The organism is Curtobacterium sp. YC1, assembly GCF_016267665.1.
Classification (GTDB): Bacteria; Actinomycetota; Actinomycetes; order Actinomycetales; family Microbacteriaceae; genus Curtobacterium.
The window spans coordinates 2,031,503-2,054,613 of sequence record NZ_CP066341.1 but is presented as its reverse complement, the minus strand read 5'-3'; the positions used below and the strand labels follow the sequence as shown (position 1 = coordinate 2,054,613).

Sequence of the window (23,111 nt, the reverse complement as noted above, 5' to 3'; positions counted from 1 at the left end):
ACACCCGGAGACCGCATGTACTTGAAGAGCCTGACCATCAAGGGGTTCAAGTCCTTCGCGCAGCCGACGACCTTCGCGTTCGAGCCGGGCGTCACCTGCATCGTCGGTCCGAACGGTTCGGGCAAGTCGAACGTCGTCGACGCCCTCGCCTGGGTGATGGGGGAGCAGGGCGCGAAGACCCTGCGCGGCGGCAAGATGGAGGACGTCATCTTCGCGGGTACCTCGACCCGCGGGCCGCTCGGCCGCGCCCAGGTGCTGCTGACCATCGACAACAGCGACGGCCTGCTGCCGATCGAGTACTCCGAGGTCACGATCTCGCGCACCCTGTTCCGCAACGGCGGCAGCGAGTACGCGATCAACGGCGAGAACTGCCGACTGCTCGACGTGCAGGAGCTGCTGAGCGACACCGGCCTCGGCCGCGAGATGCACGTGATCGTCGGGCAGGGACAGCTCGACAAGGTGCTGCACGCCACCCCGGAGGACCGCCGTGGCTTCATCGAGGAGGCCGCCGGCATCCTGAAGCACCGTCGACGCAAGGAGAAGACCCTCCGCAAGCTCGACGCGATGCAGACGAACCTGACCCGCCTGTCCGACCTGGCCGGCGAGATCCGGCGGCAGCTCAAGCCGCTCGGACGCCAGGCCGAGGTCGCCCGCAAGGCGCAGTCGGTCGCCGCGGTCTTCCGCGACGCCAAGGCCCGCATCCTCGCCGACGACGTGGTGCGCCTGCGCCGCGAGCTGCACGACCACCAGGAGGTCGAGGCCGGCCGGAAGTCCGAGCGGATCGTCCTGACCGAGCGGCTCGACCAGACCCGGGCGCGGCAGCAGCACGTGGAGCAGAGCATGGTCGGCGACGACGTCGACCGCGCCCGCACGGTGGTGCACCGGCTCGAGAGCGTGCAGGAACGCCTGCGCGGCCTGTCGAGTCTGGCGAACCAGCGCCTGATGTTCCTCGCGCAGCAGGCCGACGCCCCGCAGCAGGGCCCCTCCGTCACGCCCGAGCAGGTCGCCGGCGTCCGTGCCGAAGCGGACCGCCTGGCCGCCCGCGCCGACGCGATGCAGGGCGGGTCGGCGGAGACCGCGCGCGCGGTGCAGGACGCCCGTGCCGCGCTCGACGCCCTGGACGAACGGATCGCCGCGCAGGCCGCACGCGTCTCGCAGCACGACCTCGAGGCGCAGCGGCTGTCGAGCGCGGTCGACGTCGCCCGGTCGAGGCGCGGTTCCGCCGTCGCCGACCGCGAGCGGCGGGAGCGTGCACTGAGCGAGGCGGGGGAGCGCGCCGAACGTGCCGCGGCCGCCCTCGCCGAACTCGGCACCGACCCGTCCGAGGGGGTCGACGAGACCGCGCTGGCACGGGACCTCGAGCAGGCCCGCGGCGACCTGGAACGCGCGCAGGCCTCCCGCGACGAGCGCAGGGACCGACTGCACGCCCTGGAACGCGAACGCGACGCCCTGGACGCCCGCGTGACGGCGCTCGCCATGTCGATCGAGGTCCGCGACGGCTCGCAGGCCCTGATCGACGCCAGCCGCGCCGGCATCGTCGGCCGCCTGGCGGACAGCCTGACCGTGGACGCCGGGTACGAGGGCGCGATCGCGACGGCGCTCGAGGGTCTCGCCGACGCCGTCCTCGCCGACGACCGCGGAGCTGCGCTCGACGCCGTCGACCACGCCCGCGAAGCCGACCTCGGTCGCATCGACGTCGTGGTCGCGGACGCACCGACGACCCCCACGCAGCTGCCCGACCGGTTGCCCGCGGGCGTCCGTCGTGCGGTCGACCTGGTGCAGGGGCCGCCGGCACTGGCCGCCATCCTGCACGACACGCTCGTCGCGGACGGCACGAGCGACGCCGCCGACGTCGACCTGGAGGCGCTGCTGACCGCCGCCCCGCAGGCCACGGTCGTCACGCGGTCCGGTGACCTGGTCCGTGCGGTCCGCGTGACCGGCGGCGGGGAGCGCGTGACCTCGCGCATCGAGCTCGCCGCCGAACGCGACGACGCCGTCACCCGGCGCGACGCAATCGCGACGGACGCCGAGGACGCGGCCACGGGCCTCCAGGCCGCGCGCAGCGCCGTCGAGGACGCACGCCGCCGTGCGGACGAGGCCGACGCGGCGTCGCGCGCGTACACGCGGGCGACGGCCGAGTACGACCGCACGAGCGCGTCGACCCGGGCGAAGGCCGAGAACGCCGCTGCCGAGGTGGAGCGACTGCGGGCTGCCCTGGCCGAGACGGACGGTGCCGTCGAGGCGGCCGACGCCGCCCTGGCCGAGGCGGAAGCCGCGTCGCGGACGTTCACCGAGCAGGAGCGCCCGGTGGTCGACGCCTCGGAGCGTCCGGCGCTGCAGGACGCGCTCGAGACCGCACGTGCGGCGGAGGTCGAGCAGCGCGTCCAGGTGGAGACCGTGCGCGAGCGGGTCCGCGCCGAACGGGGCCGTGCCGACCAGCTCGAACGCCAGCTCGAGGCCGAGCGCGCCGCCGCCGAGGAGGCCGCCCGGCTCGCCGTGATCCGCCGCGGGCAGATCCGCACCGCCGAGGAGGTCCTCGCCGACCTGCCCGGGCTGCTCGGCGCCGTCGACCGCTCGCTCGCAGAGGCCCGCGTCCAGCTGGCCACCGAGGAAGCCGAGCGGTCGAAGCGCAACACCGAGCTGCAGACCATCCGCACCGAGGAACGCGAGCTCCGCGACCGGCTGCAGACCATCACTGACGGCGTGCACTCGCTCGAGATGGAGATCTACGAGAAGAAGCTGCACGTGTCCGGCGTGCTCGACCGGGCGCTGAGCGAGCTCGGGCTGACCGAGGCCGTGCTCGTGCGCGAGTACGGGCCGCACGTGCCGGTGCCCGTCGACGTGCTCGTGGACCCCCGGGTGCTGGCGCGGAAGCACCGTGCCGCCGAGCGGGCGGCGGCGGCAGCGGCTGCCGAGGCGGCGGGCGTCCCGGTACCGGACGCAGACGCAGACGCAGGCACGGAGGCAGACGGCGCCGCCCGTCCGGACGACGGTACCGACGCCGACGACGCCGACGACGTGGCCCTCGTCGACGCCGAGTCCACCCTGCCCGGCGGCCCCGCACTGCCCGAGTTCGACACCACCGACGAGGTCGACCCGGCCGACGTCGAGACCGTGCCCTACGTCCGCGCCGAGCAGGAGCGCCGGCTGAAGGCGGCCGAGCGCGACCTCGGGCAGCTCGGCAAGGTGAACCCGCTGGCGCTCGAGGAGTTCCAGGCGCTCGAGCAGCGGCACGCGTTCCTCGCCGAGCAGCTCGAGGACCTGCAGAAGACCCGGACGGACCTGCTGACGATCATCGAGGAACTCGACTCGAAGATGCAGACGATCTTCGAGTCGGCGTTCAACGACACGAAGGACGCCTTCGACGTCATCTTCCCGATCCTGTTCCCGGGCGGCTCGGGGTCGATCACGCTCACCGACCCGACCGACCTGCTCGGCACCGGCATCGACGTGCAGGTGAAGCCCGCCGGCAAGAAGATCGACCGCCTGACGCTGCTGTCCGGCGGTGAGCGGTCCCTGGCCGCGGTGGCGCTCCTCGTCGCGATCTTCACCGCGCGGCCGTCGCCGTTCTACATCATGGACGAGGTCGAGGCAGCACTCGACGACGCCAACCTCGGGCGCCTGCTGACCGTGTTCGAGCGGCTGCGCGAGTCGTCCCAGCTCATCGTCATCACGCACCAGAAGCGCACGATGGAGATCGCCGATGCCCTGTACGGGGTCTCGATGCGGCAGGACGGCGTCTCCGCCGTGGTCGGCCAGCGGGTGCAGCAGCGCGCCGGGGCCGTCGCGTAGCGCGATCGCCTGCGCGGCGCCCGCGTGCTCACGCGCTCACCGACACTTCACGCGCCCGCGGTTGCGTGAGGTGTCGGTCAGCCCGAGGACCGGTCACGCCCGCGACGCCGGGACGCGACCGGACGACAGACGGGAGGCGCGGTGCCAGCTGGCACCGCGCCTCCCGTTCGTTCGTGCGTCCGGAGCGGACGCCGGGTCGCTACGCGCGACCGCGGATGCTCCGGAGCAACCAGCCGATGACCGCCAGCAGGATGAGCACGATGCCCACCCAGAGCAGGAACTTCAGCGCACCGACGAAGATGCCGCTGAAGAGCAGGACGAGGCCGACGATGATCGCGATGATCAGCAGTGCGGGCATGAGGGTCTCCTATCCCTGGAACGAGACCGAGCAGACGCCCGGACCGCCGGAGACGCTACTCCTCGGGGTGCGATCGCGTTCGCTCAGCCGACCAGGTTCTGCACGAAGACGTGCGGCGTGAAGCCGGTCAGGTCGTTGATGCCCTCGCCCTGCCCGATGAGCTTGATCGGGATGCCGGTCTTCTCCTGCACGCTGAGCACGAAGCCGGCCTTGGCCGAACCGTCGAGCTTCGTGATGACGAGGCCGGTCACGCCGGCACCCTCGATGAAGGCCTGGGCCTGGGCGAGCCCGTTCTGCCCGGTCGTCGCGTCGAGGACGAGGAGCACCTCGCTGATCTCGGTCTGCTTCTCGACCACGCGCTTGATCTTGGTGAGCTCGTCCATCAGGCCGGCCTTGGTGTGCAGTCGACCCGCGGTGTCGATGACGACGATCTCGGTCTGGTCGCGGATCGCCTTCTCGACGGTCTGGTACGCCACCGACGCCGGGTCCTGCCCGGGCTGCGACGGCCGGACGACGTCGACGCCGGCGCGCTGGGCCCAGGTGGCGACCTGCTCGACCGCTGCAGCGCGGAACGTGTCCGCCGCCCCGACGAGCACCGTGCGGTCGTAGGTCTTCAGGAACTTGGCGAACTTGCCGATGGTGGTGGTCTTGCCGACGCCGTTCACCCCGACCACGAGCACCACGGCGGGCCGAGCGCTGAGCTTCAGGGTCGTGTCGAGCTTCGACAGCCGTTCCTCGAGGACCTCGCGGAGCATGCGCTGCAGGTCCGCGGGGTCCGTCGTGCCGTAGCGGTCGACGCGCGCGTGCAGGTCCTCGATGATCGCCTCGGAGACGTCGGGACCGAAGTCCGCGCCGATCAGGGCGGTCTCCAGGTCCTCCCACGTGGTCTCGTCGATCGTCTTGCGCTGGAACAGGCCGCGCAGCCGTGAGGACAGTGACCAGGAACTCGCCATGCTCCCAGCTTAGAGCGCGGCACATGTCCGCCGTGCCCGGTATGCTCGGTGACACGAAGGGGAGTATTCCCTCTCGGTGTCCCCGTCAGTACGGGCCGGAACGATCCGGCTCCGGGGCGCCGGTCGTGCCGTACCGGTTCCGGTGCAGCGCGACGGAAGAGACCTTCAGGCCTCAGCGTACCCGCGCGACACGCAGCACGTGTCCCGTGCGACGCCCTACCTGAAGGAAACCGTGGACGTCCCACTCTTCGTCTGGCTCATCACCATCGCAGGCATCCTGGCCCTGCTGGTGTTCGACTTCTACTCGCACGTGCGCACGCCGCACGTCCCGCACATCCGTGAATCGGCGTTCTGGTCGGTGTTCTACATCGGCCTGGCGATCCTGTTCGGTGTCGGCATCCTGGTGTTCGGCGGCGGACAGGCCGGCGGTGAGTACTTCGCCGGGTGGCTGACCGAGAAGGCACTGTCGGTCGACAACCTGTTCGTCTTCCTCATCATCATGTCGAGCTTCGCGGTGCCGAAGGAGTTCCAGCAGAAGGTCCTGCTGGTCGGCGTCGCGATCGCGCTCGTCGCACGCGGTGTCTTCATCGCCCTCGGCGTCACGATCATCGAGAACTTCTCGTGGGTCTTCTACCTGTTCGGTGCGCTGCTGTTCTGGCTCGCCTGGTCGCAGGCCCGCAGCGGCAACGACCACGGCGACGAGGGCGACTCGCGGCTCATCCGGATCCTCAAGCGCATCATCCCGACGTCGGACCACTACGACGGCGACCGTCTGACCACCCGCGTCGACGGCAAGCGCCTGTTCACGCCGATGCTGCTCGTCATGGTCGCGATCGGCCTGACCGACGTGCTGTTCGCGCTCGACTCGATCCCCGCGATCTTCGGGCTGACGCAGGACGCCTTCATCGTCTTCACCGCGAACGCGTTCTCGCTGCTCGGTCTGCGCCAGCTGTACTTCCTGATCGCCGGCCTGCTCGAGCGCCTCATCTACCTGGGTCAGGGGCTGGCCGTCATCCTGGCGTTCATCGGTGTGAAGCTCGTCTTCCACGCCATGCACGTCAACGAGCTGCCCTTCATCAACGGTGGCGAGCACATCGAGTGGGCGCCGGAGATCCCGATCTGGTTCTCGCTGAGCTTCATCGCGCTGACCATCGCGGTCGCCACGGTCGCGTCGCTCGTCGTCTCGAAGAAGCGCGTGGAGCGTGGCCTCACGCCCTCGGGCCAGCCGAAGGAGACGGTCGAGGCCGACGCGAAGTAGTCGTCCCCAGCTGACGGACGGGAGGCGCGGTGCCGGCTGGCACCGCGCCTCCCGTCCGTCTCGGTGTCGGCCGGACGCGGGCTTTCGGCCTGAGCGACAGTCCACGTGCTCCCCGGCCCGTGAGGTGTCGCCTGGCGCGAAGTGTCGGCCGCGTCGTGCGATCCGGCCGAGCGTCCGGAGCGTCCGGAGCGTCAGACGGCCTGGCGGCCCGGCGCTGCATCGAGCAGGTAGGACAGGTGCTCGGGCACCGAGCCACCGCGGGCCACCGTCGCCCGGGCCCACAACCGGCCCGCCCGGTAGGACGACCGCACCAGCGGCCCGGCGAGCACACCGGCGAAGCCCATCTGCTCGGCGACCTCGCGCAGCGCGACGAACTCGTCCGGCGCCACCCAGCGCGCCACGGGCAGGTGCCGCGGCGAGGGGCGGAGGTACTGCGTCAGCGTGATGATGTCGGTGCCGGCGTCGTACAGGCGCAGCAGGGCGTCCTCGATCTCGGCGCGGTCCTCGCCCATGCCGAGGATCAGGTTCGACTTCGTCACGAGCCCAGCGTCCCGGCCCTGGGTGATGACGTCGAGGGAGCGCTCGAACGTGAACGCGGGGCGGATGCGCTTGAAGATCCGCGGCACCGTCTCGACGTTGTGCGCGAAGACCTCCGGGCGGGCGTCGAACACCTGGCCGAGCTGGTCCGGACGGCCGTTGAAGTCCGGCACCAGGATCTCGACGCCCGTGCCGGGGGAGTGCTCGTGGATCTGGCGGATGGTCTCGGCGTAGAGCCAGGCGCCGCCGTCGGGCAGGTCGTCGCGGGCCACCCCGGTCACGGTGGCGTACTTGAGCCCCATGGACGCGACCGAGTCGGCGACCCGTCGGGGCTCGTCGCGGTCGAGCGGCTCCGGCTTGCCGGTGTCGATCTGGCAGAAGTCGCACCGGCGGGTGCACTGCGAGCCACCGATCAGGAAGGTGGCCTCACGGTCCTCCCAGCACTCGAAGATGTTCGGGCAGCCGGCCTCCTGGCAGACGGTGTGCAGCTGCTTTTCCCGCACCAGGGCCGACAGGTCGCGGAACTCGGGGCCCTGCGTGGCGCGGGTCTTGATCCACGCGGGCTTCGTCTCGATCGGGGTCTCGGCGTTCCGGGCCTCGACCCGGAGCATGCGGCGGCCTTCGGGGGCGAGTGTCATACGAGGGTCTCCTGACGTGCTGGCGCGGTGCTGGGGGCGGCGGTGCTGATCCGGCGGCCCGCGTGCATGCCGTCGACGGCGTCCTGCACGCGGCGCGCGACGAGCGGCGCCAGGAGGTCGACCGTCACCGGTCCGCCGCCGGTGCGGGCCGCCGCCGCACTGAGCGTCGTGACCCCGGCGTCGGCGATGCCGCACGGCACGATCGCGGCGTAGGCGTCGAGCGCGTTGTCGCAGTTGATCGCGATGCCGTGGGTCGTCACCCCGTCGGCGACGTGCAGGCCGACGGCGCCGACCTTGGCGGCGGGGGAGCCGTCGACGCCCGGCACCCACGCGCCGCTCCGACCCGCGATCCGCTCGGCGTGCACCCCGACGGTGGCTGCGACGTCGATGACGACCTGCTCGAGGTCGCGCACCCAGGCGACGACGTCGATCGGCGCGGGCAACCGGAGCACCGGGTACGCGATGAGCTGTCCGGGTCCGTGCCACGTGATGCGTCCGCCACGGTCCACGTCCACCACGGGGGAGCCGTCGGTCGGCAGGTCGGACGGCTCGGTGCGACGGCCGGCGGTGTACACGGACGGGTGTTCGCACAGCACGAGGGCTCCGGGGGAACGGCCGGCGACGACGTCGGCGCGCAGGGCCTGCTGCAGGCGGACCCCGTCCGCGTGGTCGAGCAGCCCGGTCGGTCGCAGGATCTCGAGTTCCGGCATGCGGCGAGCGTACGACAGTTTCTGGACGGCGTCCAACAACCAGGAGGACCACGATCAGGACAGCCCTCGCGGGCCCCGTCCTGGTCAGCGCAGCCGGTCGAGCTCGCCGAGGAAGTACGCATCCGCTCGGGCGTGCGCGTCGGCGGAGGAGTTCTCGGGCGGCAGGTCGTCGAAGGACCGTGCCAGGTCGAGTTCCGCGTCGACGAAACGGACGAGGACACCGGGCGGGGTGCCGGTGCCGACCTCGCGCGTCCGTGCCTTCACCGCGATGAGTTCCGCCGTGGCGTCGGCCACCGCGCGGTCGACCGTCGACTCGGCGAGCAGCGTCGGCAGGTCCATCGGCGGCGTGGCGCTCTCCGGGTGCTCCCGCAGCCAGCGGAGCGAGGCAGCGGTGCGGAGCACGTAGAAGAAGCGCTTCAGCGTGACCTCGCGCTCGTACTGCCGATCGGCGACGTGCAGGTAGTGCCGGCCGATGCGCCCGCGGTCGGCCACGCTCGCCACGAACGCCAGCAGGCGGTCGCGGAAGCCCTCGTCGCCCGAGTACACGATCGGTGACCGCAGCCACTCGCCGACCGTCGCGTTCCCGTTCACCGCCAGGCGGACCGTCTTGGCGAGGTCCCACCCGTTGACGTCGAAGACCTTGTCCAACGGCGTCTCGATGACGTCACGGCTGGGCCAGAGCGACAGGTAGTCGTCGGGCCGTCGCACGTACAGGAACCGGCAGTCGTAGTCGCTGTCGGGGGACGGGAAGCCCCAGGCGCGGCTGCCGCTCTCGATCGCCCAGGGGATCGTCACGCCGAGCTCGGTCTGCAGACGCGCGAGGCGCCCGTCGATCTCGGCGACCACCGCGGGGTCGAGCTCCTCGGGGACGGCGCGCATGCCTCGACGATACCGAGCGCTGGACCCCGGATCCGGTGATCTGCTCGTCTACCGGTAGAATCGACGGATCATGGCGCAATTCGGTTCACTCTCCGATCGGCTGACCGAGACCTTCCGCAACCTGCGGAGCAAGGGTCGGCTGACTCCGTCCGACGTCGACGGCACCGTCCGCGAGATCCGGCGGGCGCTCCTCGACGCCGACGTCGCGCTCGAGGTCGTCAAGGCGTTCACCGCCTCGGTGCGCGAACGTGCGCTCTCCGACGAGGTCAACCGCGCGCTCAACCCGGCGCAGCAGGTCGTCCAGATCGTCAACGAGGAACTCGTCGGCATCCTGGGCGGGCAGCAGCGACGCCTGGAGTTCGCGAAGAAGCCGCCGACGGTCATCATGCTCGCGGGTCTGCAGGGTGCCGGCAAGACGACCCTCGCCGGCAAGCTCGGCAAGTGGCTCAAGAAGGACGGCCACACCCCGATGCTCGTCGCGGCGGACCTGCAGCGTCCGAACGCCGTGCAGCAGCTGCAGGTCGTCGGCGAGCAGGCCGGCGTCCACGTCTTCGCACCCGAGCCCGGCAACGGCGTCGGCGACCCGGTCAAGGTCGCCAAGAACGCCATCAAGGCCGCGGTCGACCAGCAGTACGACACCGTCATCGTGGACACCGCCGGTCGGCTCGGCGTCGACGCCGAGCTGATGAAGCAGGCCGCGAACATCCGCAAGGCCGTCGACCCGGACGAGGTCCTGTTCGTCATCGACGCGATGATCGGTCAGGACGCCGTGACGACCGCGCGCGCCTTCCAGGAGGGCGTCGACTTCACCGGTGTCGTCCTGTCGAAGCTCGACGGCGATGCCCGCGGTGGTGCGGCCCTGTCGGTCGCCAGTGTCACGGGTCGCCCCATCATGTTCGCGTCGACGGGTGAGTCGCTCGACGACTTCGAGCCGTTCCACCCGGACCGCATGGCGAGCCGCATCCTCGACCTCGGCGACATCCTGTCCCTCATCGAGCAGGCGCAGTCGGCCTTCGACGAGGACGAGGCGCGCAAGGTCGCCGAGAAGATCGCGAGCGACTCGTTCACGCTCAACGACTTCCTCGAGCAGATGCAGCAGCTGCGCAAGGCGGGGTCGATCAAGGGCATGCTCGGCATGCTCCCCGGCGCGAAGGGCATGCGCGAGGCGCTCGACAACTTCGACGAGGGCGAGATCGTCCGCACCGAGGCGATCATCCAGTCGATGACCAAGCAGGAGCGCGAGCTGCCGAAGCTCCTCAACGGCTCCCGCCGACTCCGCATCGCCAAGGGCTCCGGCACGACCGTGACCGAGGTCAACGCCCTGGTGAACCGGTTCGAGCAGGCCGCCAAGATGATGAAGACCGTCGCCCGCGGTGGTGTCCCGCAGATGCCGGGCATGGGTCCGATCCCGGGCATGCACGGTGGCAAGAAGCAGCAGCAGGGCGGCGGCAAGAAGAAGTCGAAGGTCGGCAACCCCGCCAAGCGTGCCGCCCTCGCGGCCGGCGCCGCGGCGGCACCGCAGCAGGCCCCGAAGGGGTCCGGCCTCGGCCTCGGTGGTGCCAAGGGCGCCAAGGCGCCGACCGAGGAAGAGCTCGCGAGCCTGCAGAAGTTCCTGGGTCGCTAGGCCCGACCCCCTGACGGACAGGAGGCCCGTGGCGATCCCGCCACGGGCCTCCTGTCCGTCCACAGGCCGCGTCTAGAGCGACTCGCGGAACTCGGTGACCAGGTGGCGGACGACGGCGCGCAGGTCGCCGCCGTTCTCCTGCGCGACCCGCAGCTGTCGCTGGTACGACGCGCCGCGCTCGATCATGGTGTCGAGGTGGTGCAGCTCGTCTTGGCAGCCGAGCCGCTCGGCGATCGGGTCGAGTCGCTGCACCAGGTCGTGCACCTCGTCGGTCACCAGTCGCTCGTCGCCGGCGACGTTCGTGATGATCTCGGCCTCCATGCCGTAGCGGGCCGCGCGCCACTTGTTCTCGCGGATGAACCACGGCTGCATCGTGGGCAGGGTCTCGCCGGCGTCGAGCCGGTCCGAGCAGGCGGTGACCAGGCACTGCACGAGCGCGGTGACGGCGCCGACCTCGTGCAGGGTCGAGATGCCGTCGGAGACCCGGTTCTCCAGGGTGCCCCAGCCCGGCGACGGGCGGATGTCCCAGCGCAGGTCCTTCACGCCGTCGATGACGCCGGTGTGCGTGAGGTCGCCGACGACCTCCTCGAAGTTCGCCCACGCGCCGAGCTGCGGCGGGAGTCCACCGGTCGGGAGCTGCTGGAACATGAGCGCGCGGTTCGACGCGTAGCCGGTGTCCGTGCCGCCCCAGAACGGGCTCGACGCGGTGAACGCCTGCAGGTGCGGGACGTAGGCGAGCATCGCGTTCATGATCGGGACGGCCTTGTCGCGGTCGTCGATGCCGACGTGCACGTGGACGCCCCAGATGAGCATCTGGCGCCCCCACCACCGGGTGCGGTCGATGAGCGTCGTGTAGTGCTCGCTGTCCGCGGTGATCTCCTGCTGGTCCCAGAGGGCGAACGGGTGCGTGCCGGAGCACATCACCTGGGCGTCGAGCGGCTCGGCGGCGTCGATGACCTCGCCGATGATGCCGGACAACTCGCTCGTCGCCGCACCGACGCGTTCGTGCACGCTCGACACGACCTCGACGGTGTTTGTGAGCAGTTCCTCGGTGACCCGGTCGTGGTCGCCGAGCCGCTCGTGCACGGCGGCGATGACGGCGGGGGCGCGGGGCGTGAGGTCGCCGGTCGAGCGGTCGACCAGCGGGAGTTCCCACTCGACGCCGATGGTCGACGGGCGGGACTCGGTGAAGCGGATGTCCATGCCGTCCATCCTGCCCGGCGGGTCCCCGGAACGCCCGGCAGCGGTGTCCGGTCCGTCCGTCGGGCGGTTCGCGGACGGAGACCGCAGAATGGAGCACATGAGCAGCGTCGCTTCCGCCCCCACCGTGCCGACCGCCCTCCGGACGGTCGCCTCCCCCTGGACCCTCGGGCCCCTGCGCCTGGGCAACCGGGTGGTCATGGGGTCGATGCACACCGGGCTCGAGGTGCAGGACGACGGCGGCGCGGGCATGGCGGCGTTCTACCGCGAACGTGCGGCGGGCGGCGTGTCGTGCATCATCACGGGCGGCATCGGGGTGAACGACGAGGCTCGCGGGGGTCCCGACTTCGCCGTGTTCGGGGTCGGGGGAGCGGACGAGCGGTTCCGCGTGGCGGTCGACGCCGTGCACGACGAAGGCGGGACGATCCTCGCGCAGCTGTTCCACGCCGGCCGGTACGCGCTGGCGTCGGCGATGGTCGACCGCGACGGCGCACCCCAGCGGGTGGTCGCACCGTCGGCCCTGCCGTGGGCCGCGGCCCGTGGGGTGGTGCCGACGGAGCTGACGTCGGCCGAGGTCGAGCGCACCATCGAGGACTTCGCGGCCGCGGCGCGCAGCGCCCGTGCGATCGGGTTCGACGGTGTCGAGATCATGGGGTCCGAGGGGTACCTCATCAACCAGTTCCAGTCGCCGCTGACGAACCTGCGCGACGACGAGTGGGGCGGTGACGCCGTCCGTCGTCGGCGCTTCGCGGTCGAGGTCGTCCGGGCCGTGCGCGCCGCGGTGCCCGACCTGGCCGTGACGATCCGGTTGTCCGGCGCCGACCTGATGCCGGGGTCGTCCACCGACGACGAGGTCGACGCGCTCGTGCACGACCTGCTGCCGCTCGGACTCGACGGGATCTCGGTCGGCATCGGCTGGCACGAGTCCCGCACCCCCACCGTGCAGGCCGCCGTGCCGCACGGTGCCTGGCTCGCGTACGCGGCGCGGATCGCCGAGGTGGTGCGTGCCTCGCCGTACCCGGACGTCCGCGTGATCGCGTCGAACCGGATGACCGACCTGCGCGACGGCGAGGCCGTGCTCGCCGACGGGCTGATCGACGCCGTCGCCCTCGCCCGGCCGTTCCTCGCCGACCCCGCGCTGGTCGAACGGTCCCTGGCCGGTCGGTTCGCCCTCGTCAACACCTGCATCGGCTGCAACCAGGCGTGCCTCGACCGCTCGATCGTCGGCGCACCGGTGTCCTGTCTGGTGAACCCGCGGGCCGCCCGCGAGGTCGCGTTCCCATCCCGTCCGACCACCGAACCGAAGCGTGTCGACGTCGTCGGCGGTGGGCCGGCCGGTCTCGCCGCCGCGGTGGACGCCGCCCGTCGCGGGCACCGGGTCACGCTGTGGGAGGCGGACGAGCAGCTCGGCGGGCAGTTCGGCCTCGCCGCGATGGTGCCCGGCAAGGAGGACTACGCCGCCACGGTCCGGTCGGCCCGGGCCGAGCTCGACGAGCGCGGGGCGACGATCCACCTCGGCCGACGTGCCACCGCCGCCGACCTGGCCGGCAGCGACGCCGTCGTGCTCGCCCACGGGGTGGTGCCGCGTGCGATCGACGTCCCGGGCGCCGAGCTGCCGCACGTCGTGAGCTACGAGCAGGCGCTCCGCGACGGCGTGCCCGAGGGGACCGTGGCGGTGATCGGCGGCGGCGGGATCGGCGTGGACACCGCGGCGTTCCTGACCGAGTCGCCCGACGAGGCCGTCCGCGCCGCCGAGTTCGCCGTCCGCTGGGACCTCGACGTGTCGGACGAGCTCGTCGGCGACGTCCCGCAGCGGCTGCCCGCCGCGCCGCGCACCACCCGTCCGGGATCCCAGGTGACGGTGCTCCGGCGGACGGGCAAGTTCGGCCAGGGCATCGGCATCACCTCGCGCTGGGTCGCCGTCGGCCGGCTGCGTGACGCCGGGGTCCGGATGGTCGGCGGCGTGCAGGAGTACCTGCGCATCGAACCCGGTGTGCTCTGGATCCGCGACGAGCACGGGGACGAGGTCGGCGTGCCGGCGGACACCGTGGTGGTCTGCGCCGGGCAGGAGCGGGCGAGCGACGGCGGCGGCGACGTGTCCGACGGACTCGCCACGGGCCTCCAGGCCGCCGGCGTGCCGTTCGCCGTCGTGGGCGGAGCGCGGGACGCGCGGAGCGTGGACGCGGTCCGCGCGACGTCCGAGGCCCTCGAAGCCGTCCGGCGACTCGCGCCGTAGCGCGTCGGCTCGCATCAGGGCCGGGAATCTGTAAGAATGAACGGTCGAATCGCCGCAGCTCGACCCTCTATCCAGCTGTGAGCGATCTCTCTCGAGCTTTCACCGTGTGTGCCCCCACGCCCGCGGTTCCAGTTCAACCACAACGAAAGCAAACAGGAGCAATTGTGGCTGTCAAGATCCGTCTGAAGCGTCTCGGTAAGATCCGTGCGCCCTACTACCGCATCGTCGTCGCCGACTCGCGCACCAAGCGCGATGGTCGTGTCCTCGAGGAGATCGGTCAGTACCACCCGACCGAGGAGCCCTCGGTCATCAAGATCGAGTCCGAGCGTGCGCTCTACTGGCTCGGCGTCGGCGCGCAGCCGACCGAGCAGGTCGCGGCCCTCCTCAAGCTGACCGGCGACTGGGCCAAGTTCAAGGGCGAGAAGGACACCGAGTCCAAGGTCAAGGTCGCCGAGCCGAAGCAGCCGTTCCAGGCCGACTCGTCGAAGAAGGCCGTCCTCAAGCCGAAGTCGGAGAAGACGGCTCCCGCCGCCAAGGCCGACGACGCCGAGACCGCCGACGAGACGACCGAGGCGTAGTCCTTGCTCGAATCCGCGCTGACGCACCTCGTCAAGGGGATCGTCGATCACCCTGACGACGTGCGCGTCGCCAGTAGCACCTCCCCACGCGGCGAGGTCCTCGAGGTGCGTGTGCACCCCGAGGACCTCGGCCGTGTGATCGGTCGCGCCGGGCGTACCGCCAAGGCGCTCCGCACCCTCGTCACGGCCCTGGCCGACGGCAAGCGGGTGCGGGTCGACGTGGTGGACACCGATTCCTAGGGAGACGACCCAGCTCCGGGTGGGTCGCATCACGAAGGCGCACGGGCTCAAGGGCGGCATCAAGCTCGAGCTCTACACCGACGACCCGGATCGTCGGTTCACCCCGGGTGCCACCTTCACGCTCCAGGTCCCCGACGACTCACCGTGGTCGGGCAAGACCCTCGAGCTGGACGAGCTCCGCTGGTACAACGGTCACCCCGTCGCGTTCTTCGGCGGGATCGACGACCGCACCGCGGCTGAGTCCCTGGCCCGGGTCATCCTCTGGGTCGAACAGGACACCGACGCCGAGACCGGCGAGGACGACGCCTGGTACGACCACCAGCTCGTCGGGCTGACGGTCCTGCGCGACGGCGTCGAGGTCGGCACCGTCGCACGCGTGGACCACATGCCCGCGCAGGACCTGCTCGCGATCGACACGCCCTCCCGCGGCGAGGTCCTCGTGCCGTTCGTCTCGGCCATCGTGCCCGCGGTCGACATCGCTGCCGGCACCGTCACGGTCACGCCGCCGCAGGGGCTGTTCGAGGACCCCGAGGACACGTCCCGCCCCGAGACGGTCACGGACTAGCTGCCGTGCGGATCGACATCGTCACGATCTTCCCGGAGTTCTTCTCCGTGCTCGACGTGTCCCTGCTCGGCAAGGCCCGCTCCGGCGGCCTGCTCGACCTGCACGTGCACGACCTGCGCGCCTGGACCACCGACCGGCACCGCACCGTCGACGACACCCCGTACGGCGGTGGCGCCGGCATGGTGATGAAGCCGGAGCCGTGGGCACAGGCGCTCGAGGCGCTGTTCCGCCCCGACGGTTCGTCGACCCTGGTGGTCCCGACGCCCGCCGGCACGCCCTTCACGCAGTCGATCGCGCGCTCGCTCGCGTCGACGTCGGAGCACCTCGTCTTCGCCTGCGGGCGGTACGAGGGCATCGACGCCCGGGTGTTCGAGTGGGCGGCGTCGCGCGCGACCGTCGTCGAGCTCTCACTGGGCGACTACGTGCTGAACGGCGGCGAGGTCGCGGCGATGGCCATGATCGAGGCCGTCGGTCGACTCGTCCCCGGTGTGGTCGGCAACCCCGAGTCGCTGGTCGAGGAGTCCCACGAGGACGGGCTGCTCGAGTACCCCTCGTACACCAAGCCCGCGTCGTGGCGCGGCCTCGACGTCCCCGACGTCCTGCTCAGCGGGCACCACGCCCGCGTCGGTGCCTGGCGGCACGAGCAGCAGGTGGAGCGGACGCGGCGCGTCCGCCCGGACCTGCTGCCCGACGAGTAGGGCGCGCTCGCGCTCGCGCCCGCTGCACGAGTTTCGCGTTGAGCGACACTCCTCGCGGTGTGTTCCCCGTGAACTGTCGCTGAGCACGAAACCGGGCTCCGCCGTGTCGGCCTGGAGGCACGGGGCGGGCCCGCGCCGTGCCTCCCGTCCGTCAGGTGGTTGCGTTGGCGCGCTGGGCGCGACGCAGGGTCAGGACCTCGGGGCCGGCCTCGGTGACCGCGACGGTGTGCTCGACGTGCGCGGCACGCGAGCCGTCGACGCTGCGAAGCGTCCAGCCGTCGTCGTCCTGGTACAGCTCGTCGGTCGACTGCATGAGCCAGGGTTCGATCGCGACGACCAGCCCGGGGCGGAGCTTCAGCCCGCGCCCCGGACGGCCGTCGTTCGGCACGTGCGGGTCGCCGTGCATCGTGCGACCGACGCCGTGGCCGCCGAACTGCAGGTTGACGTCGTAACCGGCCTGGCGCGCGACGTGCCCGATCGCGTGCGACACGTCGCCGAGCTTGTTGCCCGGCGCCGCCTGGGCGATGCCGGCGGCCAGTGCGCGCTCGACCGTCGCGATGAGGGCCTGGTCCTCGTCCCGGGGCGTCCCGACCTGCACGCTGACGGCGGAGTCGGCGACCCAGCCGTCGACGCTCGCGGCGAAGTCGAGGCTCACCAGGTCACCGTCCTGCAGGACGCGGTCGTGGGGGAGGCCGTGCAGCGCGGCGTCGTTGACCGAGGTGCAGAGGTTCTTGCCGAAGGGGGACTTGCCGAACGACGGGTGGTAGTCGACGTAGCAGCTCTCCGCGCCGCGCTCGGCGATCATCCGGGCCGACACGCGGTCCAGGTCGAGCAGGTTGACGCCGACGTCGACCGTCTCGAGCAGTGCGTCGAGGACGTCGGCCACGAACCGGCCGGCGACACGCAGCCCGTCCAGCTCAGCAGGGGTGCGGAGTTCGATCATGGGTCCATCCTCGTCGTTTTGTCCCGCGCGCTCTCTGTGGCAGTATGGATCGCTGTGCCCTGGCTGGACTCTGCCACGGGGGAGTCGCCGACACCGGGCACGCACCACCACCTTCCGAACCTTCGATCCGCGGCGACCCGTGTGCGTCCGCAGAGAGTGAAACCCACCATGAGCCAGCTCCTCGACAACGTCGACGCAGCATCGCTGCGGACCGACGTCCCGGACTTCCGCCCCGGCGACACCATCAAGGTGCACGTCAACATCGTCGAAGGCACGCGCTCGCGTATCCAGGTCTTCCAGGGTGTCGTCATCGGCCGTCAGGGCCACGGCATCGGCGAGACCTTCAAGGTCCGCAAGGTGAGCTTCCAGGTCGGCGTCGAGCGCTGGTTCCCGGTGCACTCGCCGATCATCGACCACATCGAGATCGTCACCAAGGGTGACGTCCGCCGTGCGAAGCTCTACTACCTGCGCGAGCTGCGCGGCAAGGCCGCCCGCCGCAAGATCAAGGAGAAGCGCGACGCCTGATCGCCTTCACAGTGAGCGTCCGCGAGCCGGACGCCGCTACGGGCCCCTCGTCCATGTACGGTTGTGCATCGACGGGGGGCTTTCCCTTTGTGTTCGTTCCATCTGGCCGGACACGGTGTGAACGAGAGCGGAAATGACGGACACGACAGAGGAACCCGTGCGCAGGCCCCGAGCCGAGAAGCAACGGAACGGCGTCCTCACATTCCTCCGCGACCTCGTCATCATCTTCCTCGCGGCACTGCTCGTGTCGTTCCTGGTGAAGACCTTCCTGATCCGCTCGTTCTACATCCCGTCGGCGTCGATGGAGAACACGCTGCAGATCAACGACCGGGTCATCGTCAACGAGCTGGTGCCGGACGTCGTGTCGCTCAAGCGTGGCGACGTCGTCGTGTTCAAGGACCCGGGCGGGTGGCTCACGGGTTCCGGGGTGCCGAGCGTCACGCCGGACACGCAGCCGGCCAAGGCGATCGACTGGCTCCTCACCCAGGTCGGTCTCGGTACCGGTGACAGTGACGACCACCTGATCAAGCGGGTCATCGGCCTGCCGGGTGACAAGGTGTCGTGCTGCAACGACCTGGGCCAGATGTCGGTGAACGGCGTGCCCATCAAGGAGCCGTACCTCAAGCTGCCGCCCGGTGCGCCCGCCTCTGCCACCGACTTCTCCGTCACCGTGCCGAAGGGCACCATCTGGGTGATGGGCGACAACCGCAACGACTCGAAGGACTCCCGCTACAACGGGGACACCCCGTCGAAGGGCTTCGTGCCGCTGTCCGACGTGACCGGCCGCGCGTTCGTCATCTCGTGGCCCTCCAGTCGTTGGACGTGGCTCGACGACCACCCCGAGGTGTTCGCCGGTGTGGAGGAGCGGGACGAGTGACCGCCGTCTGCCCGTCCCTGCGGGTCGAGAAGCGTCTGCTCGCCGAGGGCCGCGTCACGGTCATCGGGATGGACGAGGTCGGTCGCGGCGCGATCGCCGGGCCCGTCGGGGTCGGGGTCGCCGCGGTGACGCTCGACATCGGCCGCGTGCCGCAGGGCCTCGCCGACTCCAAGCTGCTCTCCGAGACGCGGCGTACCGACCTGGTGCCCGTCGTGCGGCGCTGGGCGCGCACGGCGGTGGGCATGGCCCCGGCCGAGTACGTCGACCAGCAGGGCATCGTGCCGGCGCTCGGCGCTGCCGGTGCCCAGGCGCTCGGGGCCCTGGTCGACCAGGGGGTGTCGCTCGACGGCGCCGTGGTGGTGCTGGACGGGTCGTTCGACTGGTTGAGCCGAGCGGTGCCCGCGTCGCTCCGGCCCGCGGCGGATCCGCTCGAGGTGGTCGTGCGGGTCAAGGCCGACCGTGACTGCGCGTCCGTGGCTGCTGCGTCGGTGGTGGCGAAGGTCGCCCGGGACGCGGTGATGATCGCCGCCCACGACGAGGTGCCGCACTACGGCTGGGCGTCGAACAAGGGGTACGGGTCCACCGCGCACTACGACGCCATCCGGGCCGTCGGGGCGCACGCGCTGCACCGGAAGTCGTGGTTGCACCAGGCGTCGAGCGTGGCGTTGGACGGGTTCGAGGAACTGGACGCCGTCGCGGGCTGAGGCGGGCGGCGGTGTCGTCCGTCCGGCTGTTCGGGACGGGTCGGCGGTGTCGTCCGTTCGGCTGTTGGGGACGGGTCGGCGGTGTCGTCCGTTCGGCTGTCCGTCGCCGTAGACTGTGGGCGCGATGGATGAGGACGAATTCGACGACTACGACCGCGAGGTCGAGCTGGCCCTGTACCGCGAGTACCGCGACGTGGTTTCGCAGTTCCGCTACGTGGTCGAGACGGAACGACGTTTCTACCTGGCGAACGAGGTCGAACTCGTGCGCCGGGACACGGAACACGACTTCTACTTCGAATTGACGATGAACGACGTCTGGGTGTGGGACGTCTACCGTTCCGACCGGTTCGTGAAGGGCGTGCGCGTCCTGACGTTCAAGGACGTGAACGTCGAAGAACTCACGACGCGGGAACTCGAACTGCCGAAGGAACTCGCACTCGACGAGTGATCGTCAATTCTTCTTCTGCCGCTTTGTCGAGGGAATCGCCGGTGTGTGGAACCGAGCAGCAATTGACCGCGCTATTCTGGTGGGGATTTCCCGCCCCACGAACAGGAGCACTCCATGGCACAGAAGGTCACCGTCCAGCTCGTCGACGATCTCGATGATTCCCCCATCACCAGCGGTGAAGGCCGGACCGTCGAATTCGCATTCGACGGCTCGTCGTACGAGATCGACCTGTCGAACGACAACGTCGACAAGTTCCGCGAGGCGCTCTCCGACTACATCGCCGCGGCCCGCAAGGTCTCCGGCCGTCGGACCGGTGGCGGTTCCGCTCCGAAGTCCGCCCCCAAGCGTGGGAACTCCGAGGAGCTCGGGAAGATCCGCGAATGGGCCAAGGAGAACGGCTACGAGGTCTCGTCGCGTGGACGCATCTCGACGCAGGTGCAGGAAGCGTACGCAGCAGCACACTGAGTCGCAGTGACCAGGAAGGACCCGGGTGATTCCGATCGCCCGGGTCCTTCGTCATTCCTGCACAGCGCCGAGCCGGAACGATGGTCTCCACAGATCCCGGCACGGCGCACCGAGTCGCTGACTCGGACGGGATCGTTGCCGTGGAGGCAACGACATGGAACGACAATCGCACGGCTCGACCGGAGGATCACTGCGGAACGGGCGACTCGGACGGTTCGGCGAGGAACGGGCGGTCGCCTGGTTGGAAGCACGGGGATTCCGTGTGCTCGAACGGAATTGGCGATGTGCACGCGGTGAGATCGACATCATCGCCTGGGATTCCTGCACGCTCGCGTTCATCGAGGTGAAGACACGCTCCGGCACGTCGACCGGGCACCCGTTCGAGGCGATCACCGCGACGAAACTGGCCCGCATGCGGCGGCTCGTGCCCGAGTGGTTCGACGCGCATCCCCGGGTCTCTGCCCGATCGGTGCGGATCGACGCCGTGGCGGTGCACGTCGACGGCGAACGCACCGTCGTCGAGCACCTGCCGGGTGTGCTGTGACGGACATCGGCCGGGCGGCGGCCGTCGCGCTGCTCGGCGTCACCGGCAGGCGCATCGAGGTCGAGGCGCACCTGACCAGCCAGCTCCCCGCCTTCACCATCATCGGGCTGCCGGACACCTCGCTGGGCGAGGCACGTGAGCGGGTCCGTGCCGCCGCCGCCAACGCCGGGTGCCCGCTGCCCGCCCGCCGGATCACCGTGAACCTCACGCCGGCAGCCATCCCGAAGCGGGGGTCCGGCTTCGACCTGGCGATCGCGATGGCGGTGCTGGCCGGTGCCGGTCTCGCGCCGCAGGCATCCGAGCGGATCGTCTACATCGGCGAGCTCGGGCTCGACGGACGCGTCCGGCCCGTCCCCGGGGTGATCCCGATGCTGCTCGCCGCCCGCGACGCCGGCGCAGACCGCGTCGTCCTGCCGGTCGGCAACCTCGAGGAGGCCCGGGTGGTGTCCGACGTCCCGGTCCGGGGTGTGGACTCGTTGCGCGCTGCAGCGATCGACGCCGGGGCACTCCTGCCGCCGGTCGAGGTGGACCCCGTGCTCCCGGCCCCGGTGCCCGTGGTTCCACGACCCGTCGCCGAGCTGTCGGACGTGATCGGCAACCCGGTCGGCGTGCGCGCGATCGTCGCCGCGGCGGCGGGCGGGCACCACGCGCTGCTGCTCGGCCCACCGGGAGCAGGCAAGACGATGCTCGCCGAACGGTTGCCCGGGCTGCTGCCCGACCTCGACGACGCGACCGCGCTCGAGGTCGCCGCGGTGCGCTCGGTCGCGGGCCTCGGACCGGCCTCGTGGAGCACGAAGCCCCCGTGGGAGGCACCGCACCACTCCGCGTCCGCCGTGGCGTTGATCGGCGGCGGCTCCGGGGTGCTCCGCCCGGGAGCCGTGTCGCGTGCCACCGGGGGCGTCCTGTTCCTCGACGAGGCGCCGGAGTTCCCGCGGGCCGTGCTCGACGCGCTCCGGCAACCGCTCGAGTCCGGTCGCATCACGATCCACCGGGCGGCCGGTGCCGCCGAGTTCCCCGCACGCTGCCAGGTCGTGCTCGCGGCGAACCCCTGCCCGTGCGGCAACGCCGGTGGCGCCCACGGGCAGCCGTGCGAGTGCTCCGCGAGCACCGTCCGCCGCTACCTCGGTCGGATGTCCGGCCCGCTGCTCGACCGGATGGACATCCGGGTGCTCGTGCCCCGCGTGACGACCGGGCGGATGCGCGGGGCAGACGACAGCACCCCGACGACAGCGGACGCACGAGCGGCGGTCGCGGCGGCCCGGGCGCGGATGGCCGAGCGGCTGCGGGGGACCGGCTGGTCGCGCAACGCGGAGGTCACCGGGACGTGGCTCCGCGCCGAGGGACGCATCGAACCGGGGTCGACCGCGGACCTCGACCACGCCCTCGACCTCGGCACGCTCACCATGCGTGGCTGGGACCGGGTGATGCGTCTGGCGTGGACGCTGGCCGACCTGGACGCGGCCGACCGCCCCACCGGAGCCCACGTGCGTGGTGCCCTGGCGCTGCGGAGCGCGCTGTGACCCCGGTGGGCACGGAGCTCCTCGACGCCGTCGTGCGGCTGCTCGGTCGGAGCGGTGGCGCGGTGGACCCGGCGCAGGCCGCCGCGAGGGTCGCGTGGTCGGCCGTCGTCGAGCCGGGGGACTCCGTCGCGGGCGAGCTCCTCAGCGGACTCGGCCCGGAGCGCGCGCTCGGCGCCGTGCTGCTCGCGGCGGACGACGGGTTCGACACGCTCCTGGGGCGATGTGTCGAGGCAGAGGTGGCGGGCGCCGAGGACCCCGCGGCGCTGCTCCACGGGCTCAAGGCCGCGGTGGAACGGTGGACGCCCCGGCTGTCCACGATCAACGTGGGGGACGTCCTCGCCGCGGCCGGCGCGGTCGGTGCCGGTCTGCTGGTCCCCGAGAGCGACGAGTGGCCCTCGGCGATGGACGACCTCGGGCCGCACGCCCCGGTGGTCCTCTGGGCGCGCAGTGCGGCAGCGCAGCTCGGTGGCGGTGCTCCGGCACTCGGCGTCGTGGGATCGCGAGCGAACACGGTCGCCGGGGCCGAAGCCGCGGCGGAGATCACGTCGACCGCAGCCGACGCCGGGTGCACCATCGTCAGCGGGGGCGCGTACGGCATCGACGCAGTGGCGCACCGGGTCACCATCGCCGCCGGGACGCCCACGGTGGCGGTCCTGGCCGGGGGCATCGACCAGCTCTACCCGGCGGGGAACGCGCAGCTGCTCCACAACGTGGCGCGGCAGGGTGCGCTGCTCGCCGAGTCGGCACCGGGGACGCGACCGACGCGGTGGCGCTTCCTCGCCCAGAATGTCAAGTCGATGCGTCCGGTTAGGATCTGAG

General features: G+C 71.3%; 23 protein-coding genes. 16 read left to right on the top strand and 7 right to left on the bottom strand.

Annotation, left to right across the window (positions count from 1 at the left end; translation table 11 throughout):
* Positions 1-15 precede the first annotated feature (15 nt).
* Entirely contained in the window at positions 16-3,792 is a 3,777-nt protein-coding gene (locus I8920_RS09640) for an AAA family ATPase (RefSeq protein ID WP_198656157.1), read from the top strand.
* A 199-nt stretch (positions 3,793-3,991) separates the two neighbouring features.
* Here the strand turns inward: I8920_RS09640 and I8920_RS09635 are convergent, their stop codons facing one another.
* A complete protein-coding gene (locus I8920_RS09635; protein WP_137767577.1) occupies positions 3,992-4,150 on the bottom strand; it encodes a DUF4175 domain-containing protein in 159 nt (52 codons plus the stop codon).
* 83 nt (positions 4,151-4,233) lie between these two features.
* Positions 4,234-5,103 carry a signal recognition particle-docking protein FtsY gene (gene ftsY, locus I8920_RS09630; protein WP_198656156.1) on the bottom strand — a complete coding sequence of 290 codons (870 nt, stop codon included), beginning with the start codon at positions 5,101-5,103 and terminating at the stop codon, positions 4,234-4,236.
* A 232-nt stretch (positions 5,104-5,335) separates the two neighbouring features.
* On the opposite strand from ftsY, the gene I8920_RS09625 reads away from it, so the two are divergent.
* Complete coding sequence (locus I8920_RS09625) at positions 5,336-6,361, top strand: TerC family protein (protein ID WP_198656155.1); 1,026 nt, start codon at positions 5,336-5,338, stop codon at positions 6,359-6,361.
* Between the two features lie 191 nt (positions 6,362-6,552).
* Here I8920_RS09625 and lipA read toward each other — a convergent pair whose 3' ends face one another.
* The 3 genes from lipA to I8920_RS09610 form a co-directional block, all read right to left on the bottom strand.
* A complete protein-coding gene (gene lipA / locus I8920_RS09620) occupies positions 6,553-7,536 on the bottom strand; it encodes a lipoyl synthase (RefSeq protein WP_198656154.1) in 984 nt (327 codons plus the stop codon).
* Positions 7,533-8,246: a lipoyl(octanoyl) transferase LipB gene (gene lipB, locus I8920_RS09615; RefSeq protein WP_198656153.1), complete on the bottom strand. Its 714-nt coding sequence runs from the start codon at positions 8,244-8,246 to the stop codon at positions 7,533-7,535. Before lipB ends, lipA begins: the two co-directional genes overlap by 4 nt.
* Positions 8,247-8,330: 84 nt before the next feature.
* Complete coding sequence (locus tag I8920_RS09610; protein ID WP_198656152.1) at positions 8,331-9,125, bottom strand: nucleotidyltransferase domain-containing protein; 795 nt, start codon at positions 9,123-9,125, stop codon at positions 8,331-8,333.
* Positions 9,126-9,195: 70 nt separating this feature from the next.
* Between I8920_RS09610 and ffh the strand changes: the two genes are divergently transcribed.
* Positions 9,196-10,749, top strand: coding sequence for a signal recognition particle protein (ffh, locus tag I8920_RS09605; protein ID WP_198656151.1), 1,554 nt, complete (start codon positions 9,196-9,198; stop codon positions 10,747-10,749).
* Between the two features lie 72 nt (positions 10,750-10,821).
* Here the strand turns inward: ffh and I8920_RS09600 are convergent, their stop codons facing one another.
* Positions 10,822-11,961 (bottom strand): glutamate--cysteine ligase, encoded by a 1,140-nt coding sequence (locus I8920_RS09600; RefSeq protein WP_198656150.1) that lies wholly within the window; start codon positions 11,959-11,961, stop codon positions 10,822-10,824.
* Positions 11,962-12,049: 88 nt separating this feature from the next.
* On the opposite strand from I8920_RS09600, the gene I8920_RS09595 reads away from it, so the two are divergent.
* The 5 genes from I8920_RS09595 (at position 12,050) to trmD (ending at position 16,266) form a co-directional block, all read left to right on the top strand.
* A complete protein-coding gene (locus I8920_RS09595) occupies positions 12,050-14,185 on the top strand; it encodes an FAD-dependent oxidoreductase (protein WP_198656149.1) in 2,136 nt (711 codons plus the stop codon).
* A 164-nt stretch (positions 14,186-14,349) separates the two neighbouring features.
* Entirely contained in the window at positions 14,350-14,763 is a 414-nt protein-coding gene (rpsP, locus tag I8920_RS09590; RefSeq protein ID WP_198656148.1) for a 30S ribosomal protein S16, read from the top strand.
* Positions 14,764-14,766: 3 nt separating this feature from the next.
* On the top strand, positions 14,767-15,003 hold the full coding sequence (locus I8920_RS09585) for an RNA-binding protein (RefSeq protein ID WP_017888258.1): 237 nt from the start codon (positions 14,767-14,769) through the stop codon (positions 15,001-15,003).
* A 19-nt stretch (positions 15,004-15,022) separates the two neighbouring features.
* Positions 15,023-15,568: a ribosome maturation factor RimM gene (rimM, locus tag I8920_RS09580; protein ID WP_198656147.1), complete on the top strand. Its 546-nt coding sequence runs from the start codon at positions 15,023-15,025 to the stop codon at positions 15,566-15,568.
* 5 nt (positions 15,569-15,573) lie between these two features.
* Positions 15,574-16,266 carry a tRNA (guanosine(37)-N1)-methyltransferase TrmD gene (gene trmD / locus I8920_RS09575; RefSeq protein WP_198656146.1) on the top strand — a complete coding sequence of 231 codons (693 nt, stop codon included), beginning with the start codon at positions 15,574-15,576 and terminating at the stop codon, positions 16,264-16,266.
* A gap of 151 nt (positions 16,267-16,417) precedes the next feature.
* On the opposite strand, the gene map is transcribed toward trmD, so the two are convergent.
* Positions 16,418-17,209 carry a type I methionyl aminopeptidase gene (map, locus tag I8920_RS09570; protein ID WP_198656145.1) on the bottom strand — a complete coding sequence of 264 codons (792 nt, stop codon included), beginning with the start codon at positions 17,207-17,209 and terminating at the stop codon, positions 16,418-16,420.
* Positions 17,210-17,377: 168 nt separating this feature from the next.
* On the opposite strand from map, the gene rplS reads away from it, so the two are divergent.
* The 8 genes from rplS to I8920_RS09530 all read left to right on the top strand — a co-directional run bounded on the left by rplS (position 17,378) and on the right by I8920_RS09530 (position 23,110).
* Positions 17,378-17,734 (top strand): 50S ribosomal protein L19, encoded by a 357-nt coding sequence (gene rplS, locus I8920_RS09565; protein WP_198656144.1) that lies wholly within the window; start codon positions 17,378-17,380, stop codon positions 17,732-17,734.
* 133 nt (positions 17,735-17,867) lie between these two features.
* Entirely contained in the window at positions 17,868-18,611 is a 744-nt protein-coding gene (gene lepB / locus I8920_RS09560; RefSeq protein ID WP_198656143.1) for a signal peptidase I, read from the top strand.
* Positions 18,608-19,315: a ribonuclease HII gene (locus tag I8920_RS09555; RefSeq protein ID WP_198656142.1), complete on the top strand. Its 708-nt coding sequence runs from the start codon at positions 18,608-18,610 to the stop codon at positions 19,313-19,315. Before lepB ends, I8920_RS09555 begins: the two co-directional genes overlap by 4 nt.
* A 124-nt stretch (positions 19,316-19,439) precedes the next feature.
* Complete coding sequence (locus I8920_RS09550; RefSeq protein ID WP_017888251.1) at positions 19,440-19,763, top strand: DUF2469 family protein; 324 nt, start codon at positions 19,440-19,442, stop codon at positions 19,761-19,763.
* Between the two features lie 114 nt (positions 19,764-19,877).
* Positions 19,878-20,228: a histone-like nucleoid-structuring protein Lsr2 gene (locus I8920_RS09545; RefSeq protein WP_198656141.1), complete on the top strand. Its 351-nt coding sequence runs from the start codon at positions 19,878-19,880 to the stop codon at positions 20,226-20,228.
* A 154-nt stretch (positions 20,229-20,382) separates the two neighbouring features.
* Entirely contained in the window at positions 20,383-20,772 is a 390-nt protein-coding gene (locus I8920_RS09540; protein WP_198656140.1) for a YraN family protein, read from the top strand.
* Positions 20,769-22,292, top strand: coding sequence for a YifB family Mg chelatase-like AAA ATPase (locus I8920_RS09535; RefSeq protein ID WP_198656139.1), 1,524 nt, complete (start codon positions 20,769-20,771; stop codon positions 22,290-22,292). Before I8920_RS09540 ends, I8920_RS09535 begins: the two co-directional genes overlap by 4 nt.
* Positions 22,289-23,110: a DNA-processing protein DprA gene (locus I8920_RS09530; protein ID WP_198656138.1), complete on the top strand. Its 822-nt coding sequence runs from the start codon at positions 22,289-22,291 to the stop codon at positions 23,108-23,110. The genes I8920_RS09535 and I8920_RS09530 overlap by 4 nt, the downstream gene beginning before the upstream one ends.
* Position 23,111: the final 1 nt, after the last annotated feature.

What these genes read in the sequence shown, in the direction of transcription:
- lipB (WP_198656153.1), bottom strand. Translation starts at nt 8,246, where the DNA reads ATGCCGGAACTCGAGATCCTGCGACCGACCGGGCTGCTCGACCACGCG.
- map (WP_198656145.1), bottom strand. Translation starts at nt 17,209, where the DNA reads ATGATCGAACTCCGCACCCCTGCTGAGCTGGACGGGCTGCGTGTCGCC.
- I8920_RS09550 (WP_017888251.1), top strand. Translation starts at nt 19,440, where the DNA reads ATGGATGAGGACGAATTCGACGACTACGACCGCGAGGTCGAGCTGGCC.
- ftsY (WP_198656156.1), bottom strand. Translation starts at nt 5,103, where the DNA reads ATGGCGAGTTCCTGGTCACTGTCCTCACGGCTGCGCGGCCTGTTCCAG.
- I8920_RS09610 (WP_198656152.1), bottom strand. Translation starts at nt 9,125, where the DNA reads ATGCGCGCCGTCCCCGAGGAGCTCGACCCCGCGGTGGTCGCCGAGATC.
- I8920_RS09595 (WP_198656149.1), top strand. Translation starts at nt 12,050, where the DNA reads ATGAGCAGCGTCGCTTCCGCCCCCACCGTGCCGACCGCCCTCCGGACG.
- I8920_RS09545 (WP_198656141.1), top strand. Translation starts at nt 19,878, where the DNA reads ATGGCACAGAAGGTCACCGTCCAGCTCGTCGACGATCTCGATGATTCC.
- lepB (WP_198656143.1), top strand. Translation starts at nt 17,868, where the DNA reads ATGACGGACACGACAGAGGAACCCGTGCGCAGGCCCCGAGCCGAGAAG.
- I8920_RS09640 (WP_198656157.1), top strand. Translation starts at nt 16, where the DNA reads ATGTACTTGAAGAGCCTGACCATCAAGGGGTTCAAGTCCTTCGCGCAG.
- I8920_RS09600 (WP_198656150.1), bottom strand. Translation starts at nt 11,961, where the DNA reads ATGGACGGCATGGACATCCGCTTCACCGAGTCCCGCCCGTCGACCATC.
- lipA (WP_198656154.1), bottom strand. Translation starts at nt 7,536, where the DNA reads ATGACACTCGCCCCCGAAGGCCGCCGCATGCTCCGGGTCGAGGCCCGG.
- ffh (WP_198656151.1), top strand. Translation starts at nt 9,196, where the DNA reads ATGGCGCAATTCGGTTCACTCTCCGATCGGCTGACCGAGACCTTCCGC.
- rplS (WP_198656144.1), top strand. Translation starts at nt 17,378, where the DNA reads ATGAGCCAGCTCCTCGACAACGTCGACGCAGCATCGCTGCGGACCGAC.
- I8920_RS09540 (WP_198656140.1), top strand. Translation starts at nt 20,383, where the DNA reads ATGGAACGACAATCGCACGGCTCGACCGGAGGATCACTGCGGAACGGG.
- I8920_RS09635 (WP_137767577.1), bottom strand. Translation starts at nt 4,150, where the DNA reads ATGCCCGCACTGCTGATCATCGCGATCATCGTCGGCCTCGTCCTGCTC.